Annotated in this window: 18 protein-coding genes; 7 read left to right on the top strand and 11 right to left on the bottom strand. The window is 63.4% G+C overall.

The window, feature by feature from the left end:
• Positions 1-5: 5 nt before the first annotated feature.
• The 4 genes from B3361_RS15955 to dadA all read right to left on the bottom strand — a co-directional run bounded on the left by B3361_RS15955 (position 6) and on the right by dadA (position 3,744).
• A complete protein-coding gene (locus B3361_RS15955) occupies positions 6-410 on the bottom strand; it encodes a c-type cytochrome (RefSeq protein ID WP_033690433.1) in 405 nt (134 codons plus the stop codon).
• A 154-nt stretch (positions 411-564) separates the two neighbouring features.
• Positions 565-1,113 carry a cupin domain-containing protein gene (locus tag B3361_RS15950; protein ID WP_009682929.1) on the bottom strand — a complete coding sequence of 183 codons (549 nt, stop codon included), beginning with the start codon at positions 1,111-1,113 and terminating at the stop codon, positions 565-567.
• A 108-nt stretch (positions 1,114-1,221) separates the two neighbouring features.
• A complete protein-coding gene (gene alr, locus B3361_RS15945) occupies positions 1,222-2,295 on the bottom strand; it encodes an alanine racemase (protein WP_047150105.1) in 1,074 nt (357 codons plus the stop codon).
• A 144-nt stretch (positions 2,296-2,439) separates the two neighbouring features.
• Entirely contained in the window at positions 2,440-3,744 is a 1,305-nt protein-coding gene (dadA, locus tag B3361_RS15940) for a D-amino acid dehydrogenase (protein ID WP_009682926.1), read from the bottom strand.
• A 156-nt stretch (positions 3,745-3,900) separates the two neighbouring features.
• On the opposite strand from dadA, the gene dadR reads away from it, so the two are divergent.
• On the top strand, positions 3,901-4,389 hold the full coding sequence (dadR, locus tag B3361_RS15935) for a transcriptional regulator DadR (RefSeq protein ID WP_003258963.1): 489 nt from the start codon (positions 3,901-3,903) through the stop codon (positions 4,387-4,389).
• 2 nt (positions 4,390-4,391) lie between these two features.
• Here the strand turns inward: dadR and B3361_RS15930 are convergent, their stop codons facing one another.
• Positions 4,392-4,745, bottom strand: coding sequence for a YkgJ family cysteine cluster protein (locus B3361_RS15930; RefSeq protein ID WP_054905192.1), 354 nt, complete (start codon positions 4,743-4,745; stop codon positions 4,392-4,394).
• Positions 4,746-4,941: 196 nt separating this feature from the next.
• Here B3361_RS15930 and B3361_RS15925 point away from each other — a divergent pair, with 196 nt between their 5' ends.
• Positions 4,942-6,234: an NAD(P)/FAD-dependent oxidoreductase gene (locus tag B3361_RS15925; protein WP_054905193.1), complete on the top strand. Its 1,293-nt coding sequence runs from the start codon at positions 4,942-4,944 to the stop codon at positions 6,232-6,234.
• Between the two features lie 246 nt (positions 6,235-6,480).
• Here B3361_RS15925 and B3361_RS15920 read toward each other — a convergent pair whose 3' ends face one another.
• Positions 6,481-6,711: a DUF1127 domain-containing protein gene (locus B3361_RS15920; protein ID WP_054905194.1), complete on the bottom strand. Its 231-nt coding sequence runs from the start codon at positions 6,709-6,711 to the stop codon at positions 6,481-6,483.
• A 179-nt stretch (positions 6,712-6,890) separates the two neighbouring features.
• Here B3361_RS15920 and B3361_RS15915 point away from each other — a divergent pair, with 179 nt between their 5' ends.
• Entirely contained in the window at positions 6,891-8,321 is a 1,431-nt protein-coding gene (locus B3361_RS15915; protein WP_161893043.1) for a PLP-dependent aminotransferase family protein, read from the top strand.
• A gap of 60 nt (positions 8,322-8,381) precedes the next feature.
• The gene (locus tag B3361_RS15910; RefSeq protein WP_054905195.1) at positions 8,382-9,935 is read left to right on the top strand and encodes a phospholipase D family protein; all 1,554 of its coding nucleotides are present in this window, start codon (positions 8,382-8,384) and stop codon (positions 9,933-9,935) included.
• A gap of 37 nt (positions 9,936-9,972) precedes the next feature.
• Here the strand turns inward: B3361_RS15910 and B3361_RS15905 are convergent, their stop codons facing one another.
• Together B3361_RS15905 and B3361_RS15900 are read right to left on the bottom strand one after the other, a co-directional pair.
• Complete coding sequence (locus tag B3361_RS15905) at positions 9,973-11,112, bottom strand: MFS transporter (RefSeq protein ID WP_009682919.1); 1,140 nt, start codon at positions 11,110-11,112, stop codon at positions 9,973-9,975.
• Between the two features lie 144 nt (positions 11,113-11,256).
• Positions 11,257-12,750 carry an aldehyde dehydrogenase gene (locus tag B3361_RS15900; RefSeq protein WP_054905196.1) on the bottom strand — a complete coding sequence of 498 codons (1,494 nt, stop codon included), beginning with the start codon at positions 12,748-12,750 and terminating at the stop codon, positions 11,257-11,259.
• A gap of 196 nt (positions 12,751-12,946) precedes the next feature.
• On the opposite strand from B3361_RS15900, the gene B3361_RS15895 reads away from it, so the two are divergent.
• A complete protein-coding gene (locus tag B3361_RS15895) occupies positions 12,947-13,306 on the top strand; it encodes a cupin domain-containing protein (protein WP_054905197.1) in 360 nt (119 codons plus the stop codon).
• 82 nt (positions 13,307-13,388) lie between these two features.
• Positions 13,389-13,592 carry a hypothetical protein gene (locus B3361_RS15890; protein WP_009682915.1) on the top strand — a complete coding sequence of 68 codons (204 nt, stop codon included), beginning with the start codon at positions 13,389-13,391 and terminating at the stop codon, positions 13,590-13,592.
• Between the two features lie 66 nt (positions 13,593-13,658).
• Here the strand turns inward: B3361_RS15890 and rpmG are convergent, their stop codons facing one another.
• On the bottom strand, positions 13,659-13,814 hold the full coding sequence (gene rpmG, locus B3361_RS15885; RefSeq protein ID WP_003253507.1) for a 50S ribosomal protein L33: 156 nt from the start codon (positions 13,812-13,814) through the stop codon (positions 13,659-13,661).
• Positions 13,815-13,825: 11 nt separating this feature from the next.
• Entirely contained in the window at positions 13,826-14,062 is a 237-nt protein-coding gene (gene rpmB, locus B3361_RS15880) for a 50S ribosomal protein L28 (RefSeq protein WP_003253504.1), read from the bottom strand.
• A 361-nt stretch (positions 14,063-14,423) separates the two neighbouring features.
• Here rpmB and B3361_RS15875 point away from each other — a divergent pair, with 361 nt between their 5' ends.
• Entirely contained in the window at positions 14,424-16,028 is a 1,605-nt protein-coding gene (locus B3361_RS15875; RefSeq protein ID WP_054905198.1) for an ABC transporter substrate-binding protein, read from the top strand.
• Between the two features lie 121 nt (positions 16,029-16,149).
• On the opposite strand, the gene radC is transcribed toward B3361_RS15875, so the two are convergent.
• Positions 16,150-16,830 (bottom strand): RadC family protein, encoded by a 681-nt coding sequence (gene radC / locus B3361_RS15870; protein WP_029885730.1) that lies wholly within the window; start codon positions 16,828-16,830, stop codon positions 16,150-16,152.
• Positions 16,831-16,897: the final 67 nt, after the last annotated feature.

Here is a 16,897-nt window from a genome sequence, read left to right as displayed (position 1 = left end):
GCAGCTCACAGCCCGGACATCTTCTTGATCGCCCCTTTCAGGTCGTCGTCCGAGCAGTCCGCGCAGGTACCTTTCGGTGGCATGGCGTTGATGCCGGTAATGGCCTTGGCCAGGATGCCATCCAGGCCGCCCTGGTGGTCGGCTCGCTCCTTCCAGGCCGCGGTATCACCCACCTTGGGCGCGCCGAGCAGGCCGCTGCCATGGCAGGCATTGCAGTGCTTGGCAATGATCTCGTCCGGGGTCTTGGCACCACCGCCACCCGCGGTCGCCGCCACTTCCATGCCTTTGCACTCCTGGCCCTGCACACAGACCTGGCCAACGGGCTCCAGGCGCTTGGCAATGTCGTCATTGGTCGCAGCGGTTGCGCTCATTGCCCAGAGGGCGAATACGGCTGCTGGTACGGCCAGCATCTTCTTGATTTGGTTCACGCGAACACCCTCATGGTGGCTAATCACGCCCGCGGCCACGAAACAGCGAGCGCTGGAAAGTATAGCGGCAACCTGAAGGCGGTGAAACGACCCTACACGGGAAAGGGGTATTGCCGAATCAATGCACTGCGCTGGATCAAAAGTTTGAGGGCGTAGCGGCACTGATCAGCCGTGCAGGCTGGTCGAACGGGTTGCGAAAGCGGTGCGGGCGGGTGCTTTCGAAGTAGTAGCTGTCGCCTTCCTCGAGGATGAAGATCTCGTTGCCGACCACCAGCTCAAGGCGGCCTTCGAGCAGGATGCCGGTTTCCTCCCCGTCATGGGTCAGCATTTCGGCACCGGTGTCGGCGCCCGGCGGATAGACCTCGGTCAGGAAGGCAATGGCGCGGTTGGGGTGCGACTTGCCGACCAGTTTCATGGTTACCGCGCCGTCCGAGATATCGATCAGCTCGTGGGCTTTGTAGACAATTTGCGCAGGGCTCTGCGCCTCCAGTTCGACCGAAAAGAATTCGACCATGGACATGGGAATGCCACTGAGCACCTTGCGCAACGAGCTGATGGAGGGGCTTACGCTGTTTTTCTCGATCATCGAGATGGTGCTGTTGGTCACCCCGGCGCGCTTGGCGAGTTCGCGCTGGGACAGGCCCTTGAGCTTGCGGATGGCTTGCAGTCGTTCGCCGACGTCCAAAGCTGGAGCCTCCTGAAACGGTAGAAAGGGGGGTGGATGTGAACGATATCATGGCAATGCCGTTCAGTATTTACAACACACCGCCCTCAACCTGTCCGCATCAGCGTGTCATTCGCCGACGTAGTCCAGGGGGACCCGTTTCAGGTTGCAGAAGATCTGGTAAGGAATAGTGCCAGCCTGTGCCGCCACTTCGCTGGCCAGTACCTGCTTGCCCCACAGTTCGACCGGGCTACCCACCGTGGCGTCGGGCACATCGGTGAGGTCGATGCTGAGCATGTCCATCGACACCCGGCCGATCAACGGGGCGCGCTTGCCCGCAACCAGCACCGGCGTGCCATTGGGCGCCTGGCGCGGGTAGCCATCGGCGTACCCCATGGCCACCACGCCAACACGGGTCGGCCGCGGGCTGACGAACTTGGCACCGTAGCCCACCGGTTGGCCGGCGGGCAGCTCACGCACGCTGATCACCCGCGATTGCAGGGTCATCACCGGCTGCAGGCGCGCAGCTTCGGCCTGGGCCACCTCGAAGGGCGTGGCGCCATACAGCATGAGGCCTGGGCGCACCCAGTCGCTGGGCGCTTGCGGCCAGCCCAGCACGCCGGGGGAGTTGCGCAGGCTGCACTCGGCCGCAAGGCCCTGGCGTGCGGCTTCGAACACGGCGATCTGCTGCGCGGTGGCGTCAGCATCCAGTTCGTCGGCACGGGCGAAGTGACTCATCAGAACAATCCGCGCGACCTTGCCGCTGGCCAGCAGGCGCTGGTAGGCCTCGTGGTAATCCTTGGGGTGCAAGCCCACCCGGTGCATGCCGCTGTCCAGCTTCAGCCAGACACTTAGCGGCTTGCGCAGTTGCGCTTTCTCGATAGCCTCCAGCTGCCACAGCGAGTGCACCACACACCACAGATCGTGCTCGGCGATCAGTGCCAGCTCGCTGGCTTCGAAAAAGCCTTCCAGCAGCAGCACCGGGGCCTTGATACCGGCACCGCGCAGTTCCAGCGCCTCTTCGATACAGGCCACGGCAAAGCCATCGGCTTCGGCCTCCAGGGCCAGGGCACAGCGCACGGCACCGTGGCCGTAGGCATCGGCCTTGATCACGGCCAGGGCTTTGGCACCGGTCAGTTCACGGGCCAGACGGTAGTTGTGGCGCAGGGCCTGGAGGTCGATCAGGGCGCGGGCGGGACGCATGGCGGCTGCCTTATGGTGGTTCAATTAGAAATCGGTGTTGGATTCATCGCCGGCAAGCCAGCTCCCACAGGACTCACAGGGCCTGAGAACTGCGGAGATCCTGTGGGAGCTGGCTTGCCGGCGATGAGGCCGGTACAGGCGACCTTACTGCTGGTGAGCCGGCGCAGCATGCCCGTGCTTGGCCACTTCCCGGCTGTTGCCATACCGGGAAATGTCCAGGCCCTCGGCGCTGATCTGCGGCTTCTTGCGCGCGATCAGGTCTGCCAGCAGGCGCCCGGAGCCGCACGCCATGGTCCAGCCCAGGGTGCCGTGACCGGTATTGAGGAACAGGTTGCGGAACGCCGTGGCACCGACAATCGGTGTACCGTCCGGGGTGGCCGGACGCAGACCGGTCCAGAAACTGGCCTGGCTCAGATCACCGCCGCGAGGATAAAGGTCGTTGACGATCATCTCCAGTGTTTCACGCCGACGCGGGTTGAGCGACAGGTCAAAACCGGCGATCTCAGCCATGCCGCCAACGCGGATACGGTTGTCGAAACGGGTGATCGCAACCTTGTAGGTCTCGTCGAGAATGGTCGAGGTCGGCGCCATGTCGCCATTGGTGATCGGCACTGTCAGCGAGTAACCCTTCAGCGGATAGACCGGGGCTTTGATGCCCAGCGGCTTGAGCATGTGTGGCGAATAGCTGCCCAGCGCCAGCACATAGCGGTCGGCGGTTTCCAGCTTGCCGTCGATCCACACGCCATTGATGCGGTCGCCGGCGAAGTCCAGGCGCTGGATGTCCTGGCCGAAGCGGAACTCCACGCCCAGCTTCAGCGCCATGTCGGCCAGCTTGGTGGTGAACAGCTGGCAGTCGCCGGTCTGGTCGTTGGGCAGGCGCAGGGCGCCAGCGAGAATATCCTTCACCCCGGCCAGGGCCGGCTCGACGCGGGCAATGCCATCGCGGTCCAGCAATTCGTACGGTACGCCAGACTGCTCGAGCACGGCGATATCCTTGGCCGCAGCATCGACTTGGGCCTGGGTACGGAACAGCTGGGTGGTGCCCAGGCTGCGGTTTTCGTAATTGATGCCGGTTTCGGCGCGCAGCTCGTCGAGGCAGTCACGGCTGTACTCGGACAGGCGCACCATGCGTTCCTTGTTCACCGCATAACGGCTGGCGGTGCAGTTGCGCAGCATCTGGGCCATCCACAGGTACTGGTCAACGTCACCGGTGAGCTTGATTGCCAAGGGTGCATGGCGCTCCATAAGCCATTTGATGGCCTTCAGCGGCACACCCGGGGCGGCCCAGGGCGAGGCATAGCCGGGCGAGATCTGGCCGGCGTTGGCGAAGCTGGTTTCCATGGCCACCGCCGGCTGGCGGTCGACCACCGTCACTTCGAAACCTTGCCGGGCCAGGTAGTAGGCACTGGCGGTTCCAATCACACCGCTACCAAGTACCAGAACTCGCATCGTTGTATCCCTCACACGCGGCACGCCGCAGACTTTTATGGAAATGGCATTGATGGGCGCAGTATAGAAATTCGAGGGCAGTGCAATTCACTATATAAAAGCCTATTATTGGCGAGAATTCTCGGCATAATCGCCTTTCACGGAGGGGCATCCCCTATGAGAACCCAGCACCAGAGCAAGCGTGAACTGGACAAGATCGACCGCAACATTCTGCGTATCCTGCAGAATGACGGGCGTATTTCCTTCACCGAACTGGGCGAGAAAGTCGGGCTGTCCACCACCCCATGCACCGAGCGGGTCCGCCGCCTTGAGCGCGAGGGCATCATCATGGGCTACAACGCCCGCCTGAACCCGCAGCACCTCAAGGGTAGCCTGCTGGTGTTCGTGGAAATCAGCCTGGACTACAAGTCGGGTGACACCTTCGAAGAGTTCCGCCGCGCGGTGCTGAAGCTGCCGCACGTGCTGGAATGCCACCTGGTTTCCGGTGACTTCGACTACCTGGTGAAAGCGCGCATTTCCGAGATGGCCTCGTACCGCAAGCTGCTCGGCGACATCCTGCTGAAGCTGCCGCACGTGCGCGAGTCGAAGAGCTACATCGTGATGGAAGAGGTGAAGGAGAGCCTCTGCCTGCCGATTCCGGACTGACGCTAGACCAACACCTGGCGGGTGCTGGCAATGAACTGGTGAACGAGCTGCTCCGCGGCAGGGTCGATCATCGGCTCAGGGCCCCGACCACGGGGGCAGGCCATGCGCGGGGTGGTGCCGAACAAGCGGCAGATCATCGGCCGTTCTTCATACACCGTGCAGCCGTTGGGGCCCAGGTGCACACAGTCCAGGCGCGCCAGGGCGGCATCCTGCTCGGCCTGGGACTTGCGCGGCAGGCGGGCCATTTCTTCGGCCGAAGTGGTGACCGGGCCGCAGCAGTCGTGGCAGCCGGGTTCGCACTCGAAGGCAGGGATGAGTTCGCGCAGGAAGTGGATCTTGTGGCGGTTGCAGGACATGGCTAAGTACAAAATTGAAAAACAGGGGTTGGATTATAGGGCCAATCGCCGGCAAGCCAGCTTCCACAGGCACACCACTGGTCTCAGCCCTTACGCAGACCCTGTGGGCGCTGGCTTGCCGGCGGTGGGGCCGGTTGCCCACCCCAGAGCCCCGGCTTATCCTCCCCCCTCGCCCACCAGCCCCAGGACCGACGCCATGATCCACAGCGCGCAGCACGCCGCCTCCTACTACGCCGCCAGCAGCGCGCCACACCCTGACCACGCTTTCCTGCAGGGCGAGCACAGTGCCGACGTGTGCATCGTCGGGGGTGGCTATTCAGGCCTGAACACGGCCATCGAGTTGGCCGAGCGCGGCTTCTCGGTCATCCTGCTGGAAGCGCGCAAACTCGGCTGGGGCGCCAGTGGGCGCAACGGCGGCCAGCTGATTCGCGGGGTCGGCCATGGTCTGGAGCAGTTTCTGCCGGTGATTGGCGAGGACGGCGTGCGCAGCATGAAACTGATGGGCCTGGAGGCCGTGCAGATCGTGCGCGAGCGGGTCGAGCGGCATGCCATTGCCTGCGACCTGACCTGGGGCTACTGCGACCTGGCCAACAAACCCGCCGAGCTGCTGGGCTTTGCCGAAGACGCCGAAGAGCTGCGTAGCCTCGGCTACCCACACGAGCTGCGCCTGGTCGGCAAGGACGATATCCACAGCGTGGTCGGCGCCGACTGCTATGTGGGTGGGCTGATCGACATGGGCTCCGGGCACCTGCACCCGCTCAACCTGGCCCTGGGCGAAGCGGCCGTGGCCGCGCGCCTGGGGGTGAAGCTGTTCGAGCAGTCCGAAGTTACCCGCATCGACTACGGCACATCAGTGCAAGTGCATACCGCCCAAGGCCGGGTGCGCGCCAAGACCCTGGTGCTGTGCTGCAACGCCTACCACAACAACCTCAACCGCGAACTGGGCGGCAAGGTGCTGCCAGCGGGCAGCTACATCATCGCCACCGAGCCGCTGGGCGAGGAACGCGCCCGCAGGCTGCTGCCGCAGAACATGGCAGTGTGCGACCAACGGGTAGCCCTGGATTACTATCGCCTCTCAGCCGACAACCGGCTGCTGTTCGGCGGTGCCTGCCACTACTCGGGCCGAGACCCGAAGGACATCGCCGCCTACATGCGGCCGAAGATGCTCAAGGTGTTCCCCGAATTGGCCAACGTACGCATCGATTACCAGTGGGGCGGCATGATCGGCATCGGCGCCAACCGCCTGCCGCAGGTCGGCCGGCTGGGCAGCCAGCCGAACGTGTATTACGCCCAGGCCTACTCGGGCCATGGGCTCAACGCCACCCACCTGGCCGCGCGCCTGCTGGGCGAAGCCATCAGCGGCCAGGAAAGCGGGCGCTTCGACCTTTTCAACAAGGTGCCGCACATCACCTTCCCTGGCGGCAAGCACCTGCGCTCGCCACTGCTGGCGCTGGGGATGCTGTGGCATCGCCTCAAAGAGCTGGCCTGAAAGGCCCCATCCTGGTGGCAGCAACTGTCTTGCTTAAAATCTAAAGCTGACTAGCGCCCTGTGGGAGCGGGCGTGCCCGCGAAGCCAACCCCGTGGTGGATGGCACGGGCTTCGCCCGTGTTCGCGGGCAAGCCCGCTCCCACTGGGATCGCGCCAGCTTTTAGAAATTGAGCAGGACAGTTGCTCCCACAGGTTCGGTGCAAGTTTCAAGTCTGGGGCAAAACAGGCCCTCCAGCGACCATCCTGTCAGTCCTTCCAGAAGGGCTTCCGCCCTTCGATCCGGGCCTGCTCCCAGCTCAGCCCAACATCGCGCAGCTCGGCATCGGTCAACTGCAACAGCGCCCTGCGGGTACGCCAGCGGTGCAGCATCAGGCCCCAGCGCCCCAACCCCTGCGGCGCGTTGAACACCTTGGCCTGCTGCTCGGTTTCCAGCTCCTTGGCCAACAGCTGCAAGCGCACATCGCTCATGCCCCCCATCACCGCACCCTCCCCGTTCAGTCGATACCGTAGGCAAAGCATGCGCGAGGGCGATACCGGCAATACAGATCCAAAACAGCCTTATTATTCCCATACAGCATTGGCGGGCGGCCGACTGAATGCTGTATTTTCCAGGCAACTGTACCGGTCGCTGCCTGCAGGTAGCCCAGGAGTATGCCTTGACCCTTTACCTCAACCTCGCCGAACTGCTCGGTGCCCGCATCGAGCAGGGCCTGTATCGCCCAGGCCAGCGCCTGCCGTCGGTACGCGCCCTGAGCGTGGAGCACGGGGTCAGCCTGAGCACCGTGCAGCAGGCCTACCGCATGCTCGAAGACAGCGGCATGGTCTCGCCCAGGCCCAAGTCCGGCTATTTCGTCAGCGACCACCGCCAGCTGCCAGCGCTGCCTGCAGTCAGCCGCCCGGCCCAGCGCCCTGTGGACATCTCGCAATGGGAACAGGTACTCGAGCTGGTGCGCAGCACCCCGCACAAAGACGTGGTGCAACTCGGCCGCGGCATGCCCGATATCGACAGCCCCACCCTCAAGCCTTTGCTGCGCAGCCTCGCCCAGTTGAGCCGGCGCCAGGACATGCCGGGGCTGTATTACGACAATATCCATGGCAACCTGGCGCTGCGCGAGCAGGTAGCGCGGCTGATGCTCGATTCCGGCTGCCGCCTCGGCCCGGCCGACCTGGTGATCACCACCGGCTGCCATGAAGCGCTGTCATGCAGCATTCGCGCGGTTTGCGAGCCAGGCGACATCGTTGCGGTCGACTCGCCCAGCTTCCACGGCGCCATGCAAACCCTCAAGGGCCTGGGCATGAAAGCGCTGGAGATCCCCACCGACCCGGTCACCGGCATCAGCCTGGAAGCGCTGGAGCTGGCCCTGGAGCAGTGGCCGATCAAGCTCATTCAGATCACCCCCAGCTGTAACAACCCACTCGGCTACATCATGCCCGAGGCGCGCAAGAAGGCTTTGCTCAGCCTGGCCCAGCGCTACGATGTGGCGATCCTGGAAGACGATGTGTACGGCGACCTGGCCTACACCTACCCGCGCCCGCGCACCCTCAAGTCATTCGACGACGATGGCCGCGTGTTGCTCTGCAGTTCGTTCTCCAAAACCCTGGCCCCCGGCCTGCGGGTGGGCTGGGTGGCACCTGGGCGCTATCTGGAACGGGTGCTGCACATGAAATACATCAGTACCGGCAGCAGCGCCAGCCAGCCGCAACTGGCAATTGCCGATTTCATCGCCGGCGGGCACTACCAGCCCCACATGCGGCGCATGCGCAGCCAGTACCAGCGTGGCCGTGACCTGATGAGCGATTGGGTAACGCGCTACTTCCCGGCGGGTACCCGGGTCAGCCGGCCGCAGGGCGGCTTCATGCTGTGGGTGGAATTCCCCGAACATTTCGACACGCTGCGGCTGAACCGCGCTTTACTGGAGCAAGGTGTTCAGGTGGCGGTGGGCAGTATCTTCTCGGCCTCGGGCAAGTTCCGCCACTGCCTGCGCATGAACTTCGCCGCGCGGCCGACGCCACAGATCGAGGCTGCCGTACGCAAGGTAGGTGAAACCGCCCTTCGTCTACTGGATGAAGAAAGCGCCGACGCGTAACTTTGCGCCGCCCGCCACTGTCCAACCTCCACAGCCCTTGCCGCACAGGACGATCCACCCTTGAGACCTCAGCGCGCCTTGTCTTTGTTGCTGATGCTGTTGCTCGGCCTTGCCGGCTGTGCCAGCGTCAGTACCCCACGCGAAACCAGCCAGGCCCTGCCCGCCAACGACTCCGCGTTCGGCCGCTCGGTGCTGCGCCAGGCGGCACCGTATGGCGGGCAGTCCGGCTTTCGCCTGCTGCCCAACAGCAACGAAGCATTTCGCGCCCGCGCCGAATTGATCCGCAACGCCCAGGCCAGCATCGACCTGCAGTACTACATCGTGCACGACGGCCTCAGCACCCGCGCCCTGGTGCACGAACTGCTGCGTGCCGCCGACCGCGGCGTGCGCGTACGCATTCTGCTCGACGACACCACCAGCGACGGCCTGGACACCATCATGGGCACACTCGCTGCTCACCCGAATATTCAGATCCGCGTGTTCAACCCACTGCACCTGGGCCGCAGCACCGGGGTGACGCGCGCCTTCGGCCGGCTGTTCAACCTGTCGCGCCAGCACCGCCGCATGCACAACAAGCTGTTCCTGGTGGACAACAGCATGGCTATCGTCGGCGGCCGCAACCTCGGCGACGAGTATTTCGATGCCGAGCCCAACCTCAACTTCACCGACATCGACCTGCTGAGCGTCGGCCCTATCGCCGAGCAACTGGGGCACAGTTTCGACCAGTACTGGAACAGCGCGCTCAGCCGACCTATCAGCGATTTTCTGTGGCATGCGCCGGATGCCGACGACCTGCGTGCCAGTCGTCATCGCCTAGAAGTCTCGCTGGCTGAAGCCAGGACCCAGCGCAAGGCCTTGTACGATCGGTTGATGGCCTACCAGTCGCAGCCGCGCCTGGATGTGTGGCGCAACGAGCTGATCTGGGCCCATGCCCAGGCGCTGTGGGATGCCCCAAGCAAGGTACTGGCCGATGACGAGCCGGACCCGCAGTTGCTGCTGAGCCACCAGCTGGCGCCTGACCTGGCCAACGTGCACAGCGAACTGATGCTGACATCGGCTTATTTCGTGCCGGGCGAGCCAGGGCTGCTGTACCTTACCGGCCGCGCCGACGCAGGTGTCTCGGTAAAGCTGCTGACCAACTCATTGGAAGCCACCGATGTGCCGGCCGTGCACGGTGGCTACGCCCCCTATCGCCGGGCCTTGCTCGAACATGGGGTACAGCTTTATGAGCTGCGCCGCCAGCCGGGCGACCCCAGCGCGGGGCGCTTGAGTTTCCGCGGTAGCTCGGACTCCAGCCTGCACACCAAGGCGATCGTGTTCGACCGGCGCAAGACTTTCATCGGTTCATTCAACTTCGACCCGCGTTCGGTCCTGTGGAATACCGAAGTGGGGGTGCTGGTGGACAGCCCGGAACTGGCCGAATACACCCGCGAGCTGAGCCAGCAGGGTATGGCGCCGGCGCTGAGCTATCAGGTGAAACTGCAGGGGGGCAAACTGGTGTGGGCGACTGAGGACAATGGACAGCAGCATGTGCTGACCTCCGAGCCGGGCGGGATGTGGCGCAGGTTCAATGCCTGGGTCAGCAAGGCGGTTGGCCTGGAGAAAATGTTGTAGCGACGATTTTGGGGCTGCTTTGCAGCCCCGAAAACGCTCAGGCAGACACAGCCTCAAACGCCCCGCGCCTCTGGGTCAACACCACCAGCCCCGCAGCCCCTGCAGCCATCAGCAACAGCAACGCATGCCCGCTGACCCACTGGCTGCCTGCCCCGGCCAACAATGGCCCCAGCAGGCAGCCAATGCCCCACAACTGCGCCACGTGAGCATTGGCCCGCACCAGTTCATCGTCGCGGTAGCGCTCACCGATCAGCACCAGCGACAAGGTGAAAAGGCCGCCGGCACTGGCCCCGAACAGTACCCACAGCGGCCATATCACCGGCGTGTGCAGCAACAGCGGGATCGCCAGGCTGGAGACCAGTAGCGTTACCGCACAGCCGGTGAACAACGCACGGCGCGACATATGATCGGCCAGCGCGCCGATGGGCAACTGCAGCACAGCATCGCCGACCACCACGGTACTGACCATGAACAAGGCGATTTCAGTGGTGAAACCTTGCTGCAGGCAGTACACCGGCAGCAACGTCAGGATCATTGCCTCGAACGAGGCAAACAGGGCGATGGCCCAGGCAATCACGGGCAAGCGACGGCAGAACCTGAACAGGTCGCCGAAGCCGACACTGCAGGCTTCGGTGCTCGGTGCACCGCCGCGCCCCAACAGCACCAGCGGCGCGAGCAGCAACAGGCCGGTGGCGGCCCAGAAACCAAAATCGTCAGCCGAACCGAGTACGCCCAGCACCAGCGGCCCAGCCAGCTGGCTCAAGGCGTAGCTGCTACCGTACAGCGCCACCAGGCGGCCGCGCCATTGCTCGACCACCAGCTGGTTGATCCAGCTCTCACCCAGGATAAACACCACGGTCAGGGACATGCCGATCATCAGCCGCAACAGCAACCACAGCGGGTAGCTGGGCAATAGCGCGACCAGGCCGATGGACAACGCACCACCCCACAGGCAGATGCGCATGGCCGCAGGTAAGCCGACCCAGCCGGCCAGGCGGCTGGCCAGGCTGGCACCCGCCAGTACCCCCAGCGCAGGCATCGCGGCCATCACGCCGATGGCGAAACTGCCATAGCCCCAGGCTTCCAGACGCAGAGATACCAGGGGCATGCTCACGCCCAGCGCCAGGCCGACACTGAGCACTGATGCCAGTACGGCGAAGTAGGTCCCCCAACGCATTGCTGCCTCCCAGGCCAAGAATTTTCCATGGCCCATTCGCGGGTAAACCCGCTCCCACAGGTACACCACCACCCTTGAAAGCGGTGCAGTACCTGTAGGAGCGGGTTTACCCGCGAATGGGCCGCAAAGCGGCCCCTCCTGGAATTACAGCTTGATCCAGGTCGCCTTCAGCTCGGTGTATTTCTCCAGCGCATGCAGCGACTTGTCACGGCCGTTGCCCGATTGCTTGAAGCCACCGAACGGTGCGGTCATGTCGCCGCCGTCGTACTGGTTGACCCACACGCTGCCGGCGCGCACGGCCCGCGCAGTCTTGTGCGCCCTGGAAATGTCCGCCGTCCAGATACCGGCCGCCAGGCCGTACGGGGTGTCGTTGGCGATAGCGATGGCTTCTTCGGCGGTGTCGAAGGCAATCACCGACAGCACCGGCCCGAAGATTTCTTCCTGGGCGATGCGCATGGCATTGGTCACGCCATCGAAGATGGTCGGCTCCACATAGGTGCCACCGGTTTCCTCCAGGGTGCGCTTGCCGCCGGTCAGCAGCTTGGCGCCATCCTTGTGGCCGGCCTCGATGTACGACAGCACGGTATTCATTTGCTGGGTATCGACCAACGCACCCACGGTGGTCTCTGGGTCGAGTGGGTTACCGGGCTTCCAGCCTTTCAGGGCCTCGACCACCATGGGCAGGAACTTGTCCTTGATCGAGCGCTCGACCAGCAGGCGCGAACCGGCAGTGCACACTTCGCCCTGGTTGAAGGCGATGGCACTGGCGGCAGCCGCAGCGGCCGCTTGCAGGTCCGGTGCATCGGCGAAGACGATGTTCGGGCTTTTGCCGCCAGCCTCCAGCCAGATTCGTTTCATGTTCGATTCGCCCGCATAGACCATCAGTTGCTTGGCGATCTTGGTCGAGCCGGTGAACACCAGCGTGTCGACATCCATGTGCAGGGCCAACGCCTTGCCCACGGTGTGGCCGTAGCCTGGCAGCACGTTCAGTACACCCGCCGGGATGCCGGCCTCGATCGCCAGTTGCGCGATGCGAATGGCGGTCAGCGGCGATTTTTCCGAAGGCTTGAGCACTACCGAGTTACCCGTGGCCAGTGCCGGGCCGAGTTTCCAGCAGGCCATCAGCAGCGGGAAGTTCCACGGTACGATGGCACCGACCACGCCGACTGGCTCACGGGTAACCAGGCCAAGCTGGTCGTGTGGGGTGGGCGCGACCTCGTCGTAAACCTTGTCGATGGCTTCGGCGGTCCAGTGAATGGCCTGGGCTGCACCGGGGATGTCGATGCTGGAGGAGTCACCGATCGGCTTGCCCATGTCCAGGGTTTCCAGCAGCGCCAGCTCTTCGACGTTCTTGCGCAGCAGGTCGGCGAAACGGATCAGCGTGGCTTTGCGCTTGGCCGGGGCCAACTGCGACCAGACGCCAGCGTTGAAGGTGGCACGCGCGTTTTCCACGGCAAGGTTGGCATCGGCCAGGTCGCAGCTGGCAACCTTGGCCAGGAAGCGTCCGTCGACCGGGCTCAGGCACTCGAAGGTTTCACCGGATACGGCATCGGTGTATTCGCCGTTGATGAAGGCACGACCTTCGATCTTCAGTTGCTGGGCGCGTTGTTCCCAGTCCGCACGGGTCAGGGTGGTCATACGAAACTCCTCCTCTTGTTTAGGTGCAACGCCGCACTGAGGACTCACAGGCGTTGTCAGAATTCTGGCCGGGCGACGAGCGCACACTGGCAAGCGATACCCTAAACCAGCCACTGTAAACTATCAATATATTTGACACGGAAGGCCCAAAAGCCTACTGATGTTAATTTTATTTAACAAGAACAGGAGCCGCACCATGAACATCGCCAGCATCATCGACTTCGCCCAAGTGCTCACTGAAGCCGAACGGTACCGCCCTGCGGCTGAAAACATCCTCAAGGGTGAGCCAGACCAGGCGGTCTACAACCATTACTCCAGCCCATGCGGGCAGTTTGCCGCAGGCGTTTGGGAGGGTGAGGTCGGCCAGTGGAAAGTGAACTACACCGAGCATGAATACTGCGAGATCGTTCAGGGCGTTTCGGTACTGCGCGACGACAACGGCGGTGCCAAGACCCTGCGCGCCGGCGACCGGTTCGTAATCCCGGCCGGGTTCACAGGCACCTGGGAAGTGCTTGAGCCGTGCCGCAAGATCTACGTCATGTTCGAGCAGAAGTAATTATGTAGCGCAGCTGGCCAGGCGGCATGCGTGAGGATGGCCCTGCCCACAACGGGCCATTCACCTCAACAGGAAGATCACCATGACCAACGATGACGTCAAACAAGCCCTCGCCCACCTGGTCGGCGCCCCTTACGTGCCAGAGCTCAAAGACACCATCTGCGCCATTACCGGTCGCTCCCGCGTGGTCGGCCCCACCGACATGTGCACCCGCGAGTTCGACCCTACCCGCATCCAGATCAGGACCGACGCCAACCAGGTGATTCAGGGCTTCGAATTCAACTGACCTTGCAGCAGGCATAAAAAAACCCGCGTCCTTACGGATGCGGGTTTTTTTCAGGTCGCCGATCAATTACTTGATCTTGGCTTCCTTGTACACCACGTGCTTGCGAACAACCGGATCATATTTCTTGATCTCGATTTTGTCCGGGGTGGTGCGCTTGTTCTTGTCGGTGGTGTAGAAGTGGCCGGTACCGGCACTCGAAACCAGACGGATCAATTCACGCATGATGCTCTCCCTTAAACCTTGGCGCCAGCTTTACGGATGTCAACCAGAACGGCGTCGATGCCGCGCTTGTCGATGATACGCATGCCTTTGGCGGAAACGCGCAGACGCACGAAGCGCTTCTCGGATTCAACCCAGAAACGGTGGTGCTGCAGGTTCGGCAGGAAACGACGACGGGTTTTGTTGTTTGCGTGGGAAATGTTGTTCCCGGTTACTGGACCCTTACCAGTAACTTGACAGACTCTCGACATGACTCAGCCCTCTAAAACCACATGCCCAACCCGGCATGGGTTGGCCGCTTAATCTCTCAGTCTTTGGCGCCTGGGCGCCGTGATTCTGGAGGCCTTATCGACCGGATCCGCTTATGCGACAGGCCGAGCCCCTAGAAAAGAGCGCTGCTTTATACCAGAAAGACCTGGCTGCAACAATAGTTGATGCACATTGGCGCAAGCCCGATTCAGCCGGGGCAGCATACCTTCAGGCCCCGCCAGCCGTCGACCGCTCGTCGCCACATTTGTAAAAAAGGATGTGGTCATTTCCCGACAGGCACACTAGGGTAGGCTTTTTCCAGACTGCACTGGCAGATGGGCCACTGACAGCCAAGGAGCCACCATGCGTGCCGCCGCCCTTTCCTTATTGTTCAACTCCCTGTTCACCGCCACCCTGTTCGCGGGTGGCATCGCCCAGGCCGCGCCCCTGAGCGTTTGCAGCGAGGCCAGCCCCGAAGGCTTCGACGTGGTGCAGTACAACTCGCTGACCACCACCAATGCCACCGCCGACGTGCTGATGAACCGCCTGGTGGAGTTCGATGCAGCACAGGGCAAAGTGGTGCCGAGCCTGGCGGCCAGCTGGACGGTCTCGGCCGACGGGCTGGTGTACGACTTCACCCTGCGCGACGGTGTGAAGTTCCATACCACCCCGTACTTCAAGCCCACCCGCGAATTGAATGCCGATGACGTGCTGTTCAGCTTCCAGCGCATGCTCTACCCGGCCCATGCCTGGCACAAGACTGCACCCGGCGGCTACCCGCACGCCCAGTCGCTGCAACTGGGTAGCCTGATCAAGGCGATCGACGCCCCGGCCCCGAACACCGTGCGCTTCACCCTCAGCCACCCAGACGCCACGTTCCTGGCCACCCTGAGCATGGGCTTCGCGTCCATCTACTCTGCCGAATATGCCGACAAGCTGCTCAAGGCCGGCACGCCAGAGAAGCTCAACAGCCAGCCGATCGGCACCGGGCCGTTCACTTTCCAGCGCTTCCAGAAGGACGCAGTGGTGCGCTACCGCGCCAACCCGGACTACTTCGGCGGCAAGCCGGCAGTGGACCCGTTGATCTTCGCCATCACCACCGATGCCAACGTGCGCCTGCAGAAGCTCAAGCGCGGCGAATGCCAGGTCGCCTTGTCGCCCAAACCGCTGGATATTGCCGAAGCGGCCAAGGACGACAAGCTCAAGGTGGCCAGTACGCCCGCGTTCATGACCGCCTTTGTCGCCATCAACAGCCAGCACCCGCCACTGGACAAGCCGGAAGTCCGCCAGGCGATCAACCTGGCCTTCGACAAGCAGGCTTACCTCAAGGCCGTGTTTGAAGACTCTGCGGTGGCGGCCAACGGCCCCTACCCGCCCAATACCTGGAGCTACGCCAAGGACTTGCCCGGCTACCCTCTGGACGTGAAAAAGGCCAAGGCCCTGCTGGCCAAGGCCGGCCTGGCGGAGGGCTTCAGCACCACTATCTGGACGCGGCCATCGGGCAGCCTGCTCAACCCCAACCCAAGCCTTGGCGCGCAAATGCTGCAGGCCGACCTGGCCAAGGTCGGCATCAAGGCCGAGATCCGTGTGATCGAATGGGGTGAGCTGATCCGCCGCGCCAAGGCCGGCGAGCATGACCTGCTGTTCATGGGCTGGGCCGGTGACAACGGCGACCCGGATAACTTCCTCAGCCCGCAGTTCTCCTGTGCGGCAGTGGAGTCGGGCACCAACTTCGCGCGGTTCTGCGACAGCCGCCTGGACCAGCTGATCAGTGCCGGGCGCACCACCAACGACCAGAGCGTGCGTAGCCGGCTGTACCAGCAGGCGCAAACCCTGATTCAGCAGCAGGCACTGTGGGTGCCGTTGGCGCACCCGACGGCGGCAACCTTGCTGCGCCAGGAAGTCGAGGGGTACCAGGTCAGCCCGTTCGGGCGGCTGGATTTCAGCAAGGTGTCGGTGGCCAGGTAGATCTGCACCGGGCTCTTCGCGGGCACGCCCGCTCCCACAGGGACATCACCGCCTTCAAGGCCGGCGAATATCCTGTGGGAGCGGGCTTGCCCGCGAAGAGGCCAGCACACAACTAAACGGCCTAAGCCACGATCCACCCCTGCTCAACCATCGACAACGGCTCCCCGTCGCCAATGATGATGTGATCCAGCACCCGCACGTCGATCAATGCCAGCCCGCGTTTGAGCGACAAGGTCAGGTGCACATCGTCCTGGCTAGGCTCACTGTTGCCTGAAGGGTGGTTATGGCACAGGATCAACGCGGCCGCGTTGTGCAGCAGTGCCCGCCGCACCACCTCCCGCGGGTAGACGCTGGCCCGGTCGATGGTGCCCCTGAACAGAATCTCGAACGCCAGCGGCCTGTGCTTGGTGTCCAGAAAGAGGCAACCGAACACCTCGCTGGGCTCATGGCGCAGCATGGCCTTCAGGTAACGCCGCACCGCCTCGGGCCCTTCCAGCACCGCTGCGCGCGCGATGTGCTCATCCAGGTAACGCCGGCCGATTTCCAGCAGCGCTTGCAACTGTGCGTACTTCACAGCGCCTATGCCCGGCTCGCGCAGCACCGCCGCGCGCTCGGCCTCAAGAAACTGCCGCAGCCCTCCAAAACGCACCAGCAGCCCGCGTGCAAGGTCCAGCACATTGCGCCCGGCCACGCCCGAACCGAGCAACACGGCCAGCAACTCGGCGTCCGACAGCACCGCCGCCCCCCGTTGCAACAGCTTCTCCCTTGGCCGATCTTCAGCCGGCCACTCTCTGATATTCATCCCTGCCCCTCTGCCCTTGCTGCGGCCCATTTCGGCCCTGTGTTAATCTATTTCGCCTCGTACATGC

The sequence above is a fragment of the Pseudomonas sp. UBA6699 genome, assembly GCF_002454615.1.
Classification (GTDB): Bacteria; Pseudomonadota; Gammaproteobacteria; order Pseudomonadales; family Pseudomonadaceae; genus Aquipseudomonas; species Aquipseudomonas juntendi.
Note: the sequence above shows the minus strand (reverse complement) of the source record. Positions and strands in the feature narration are given on the sequence as shown.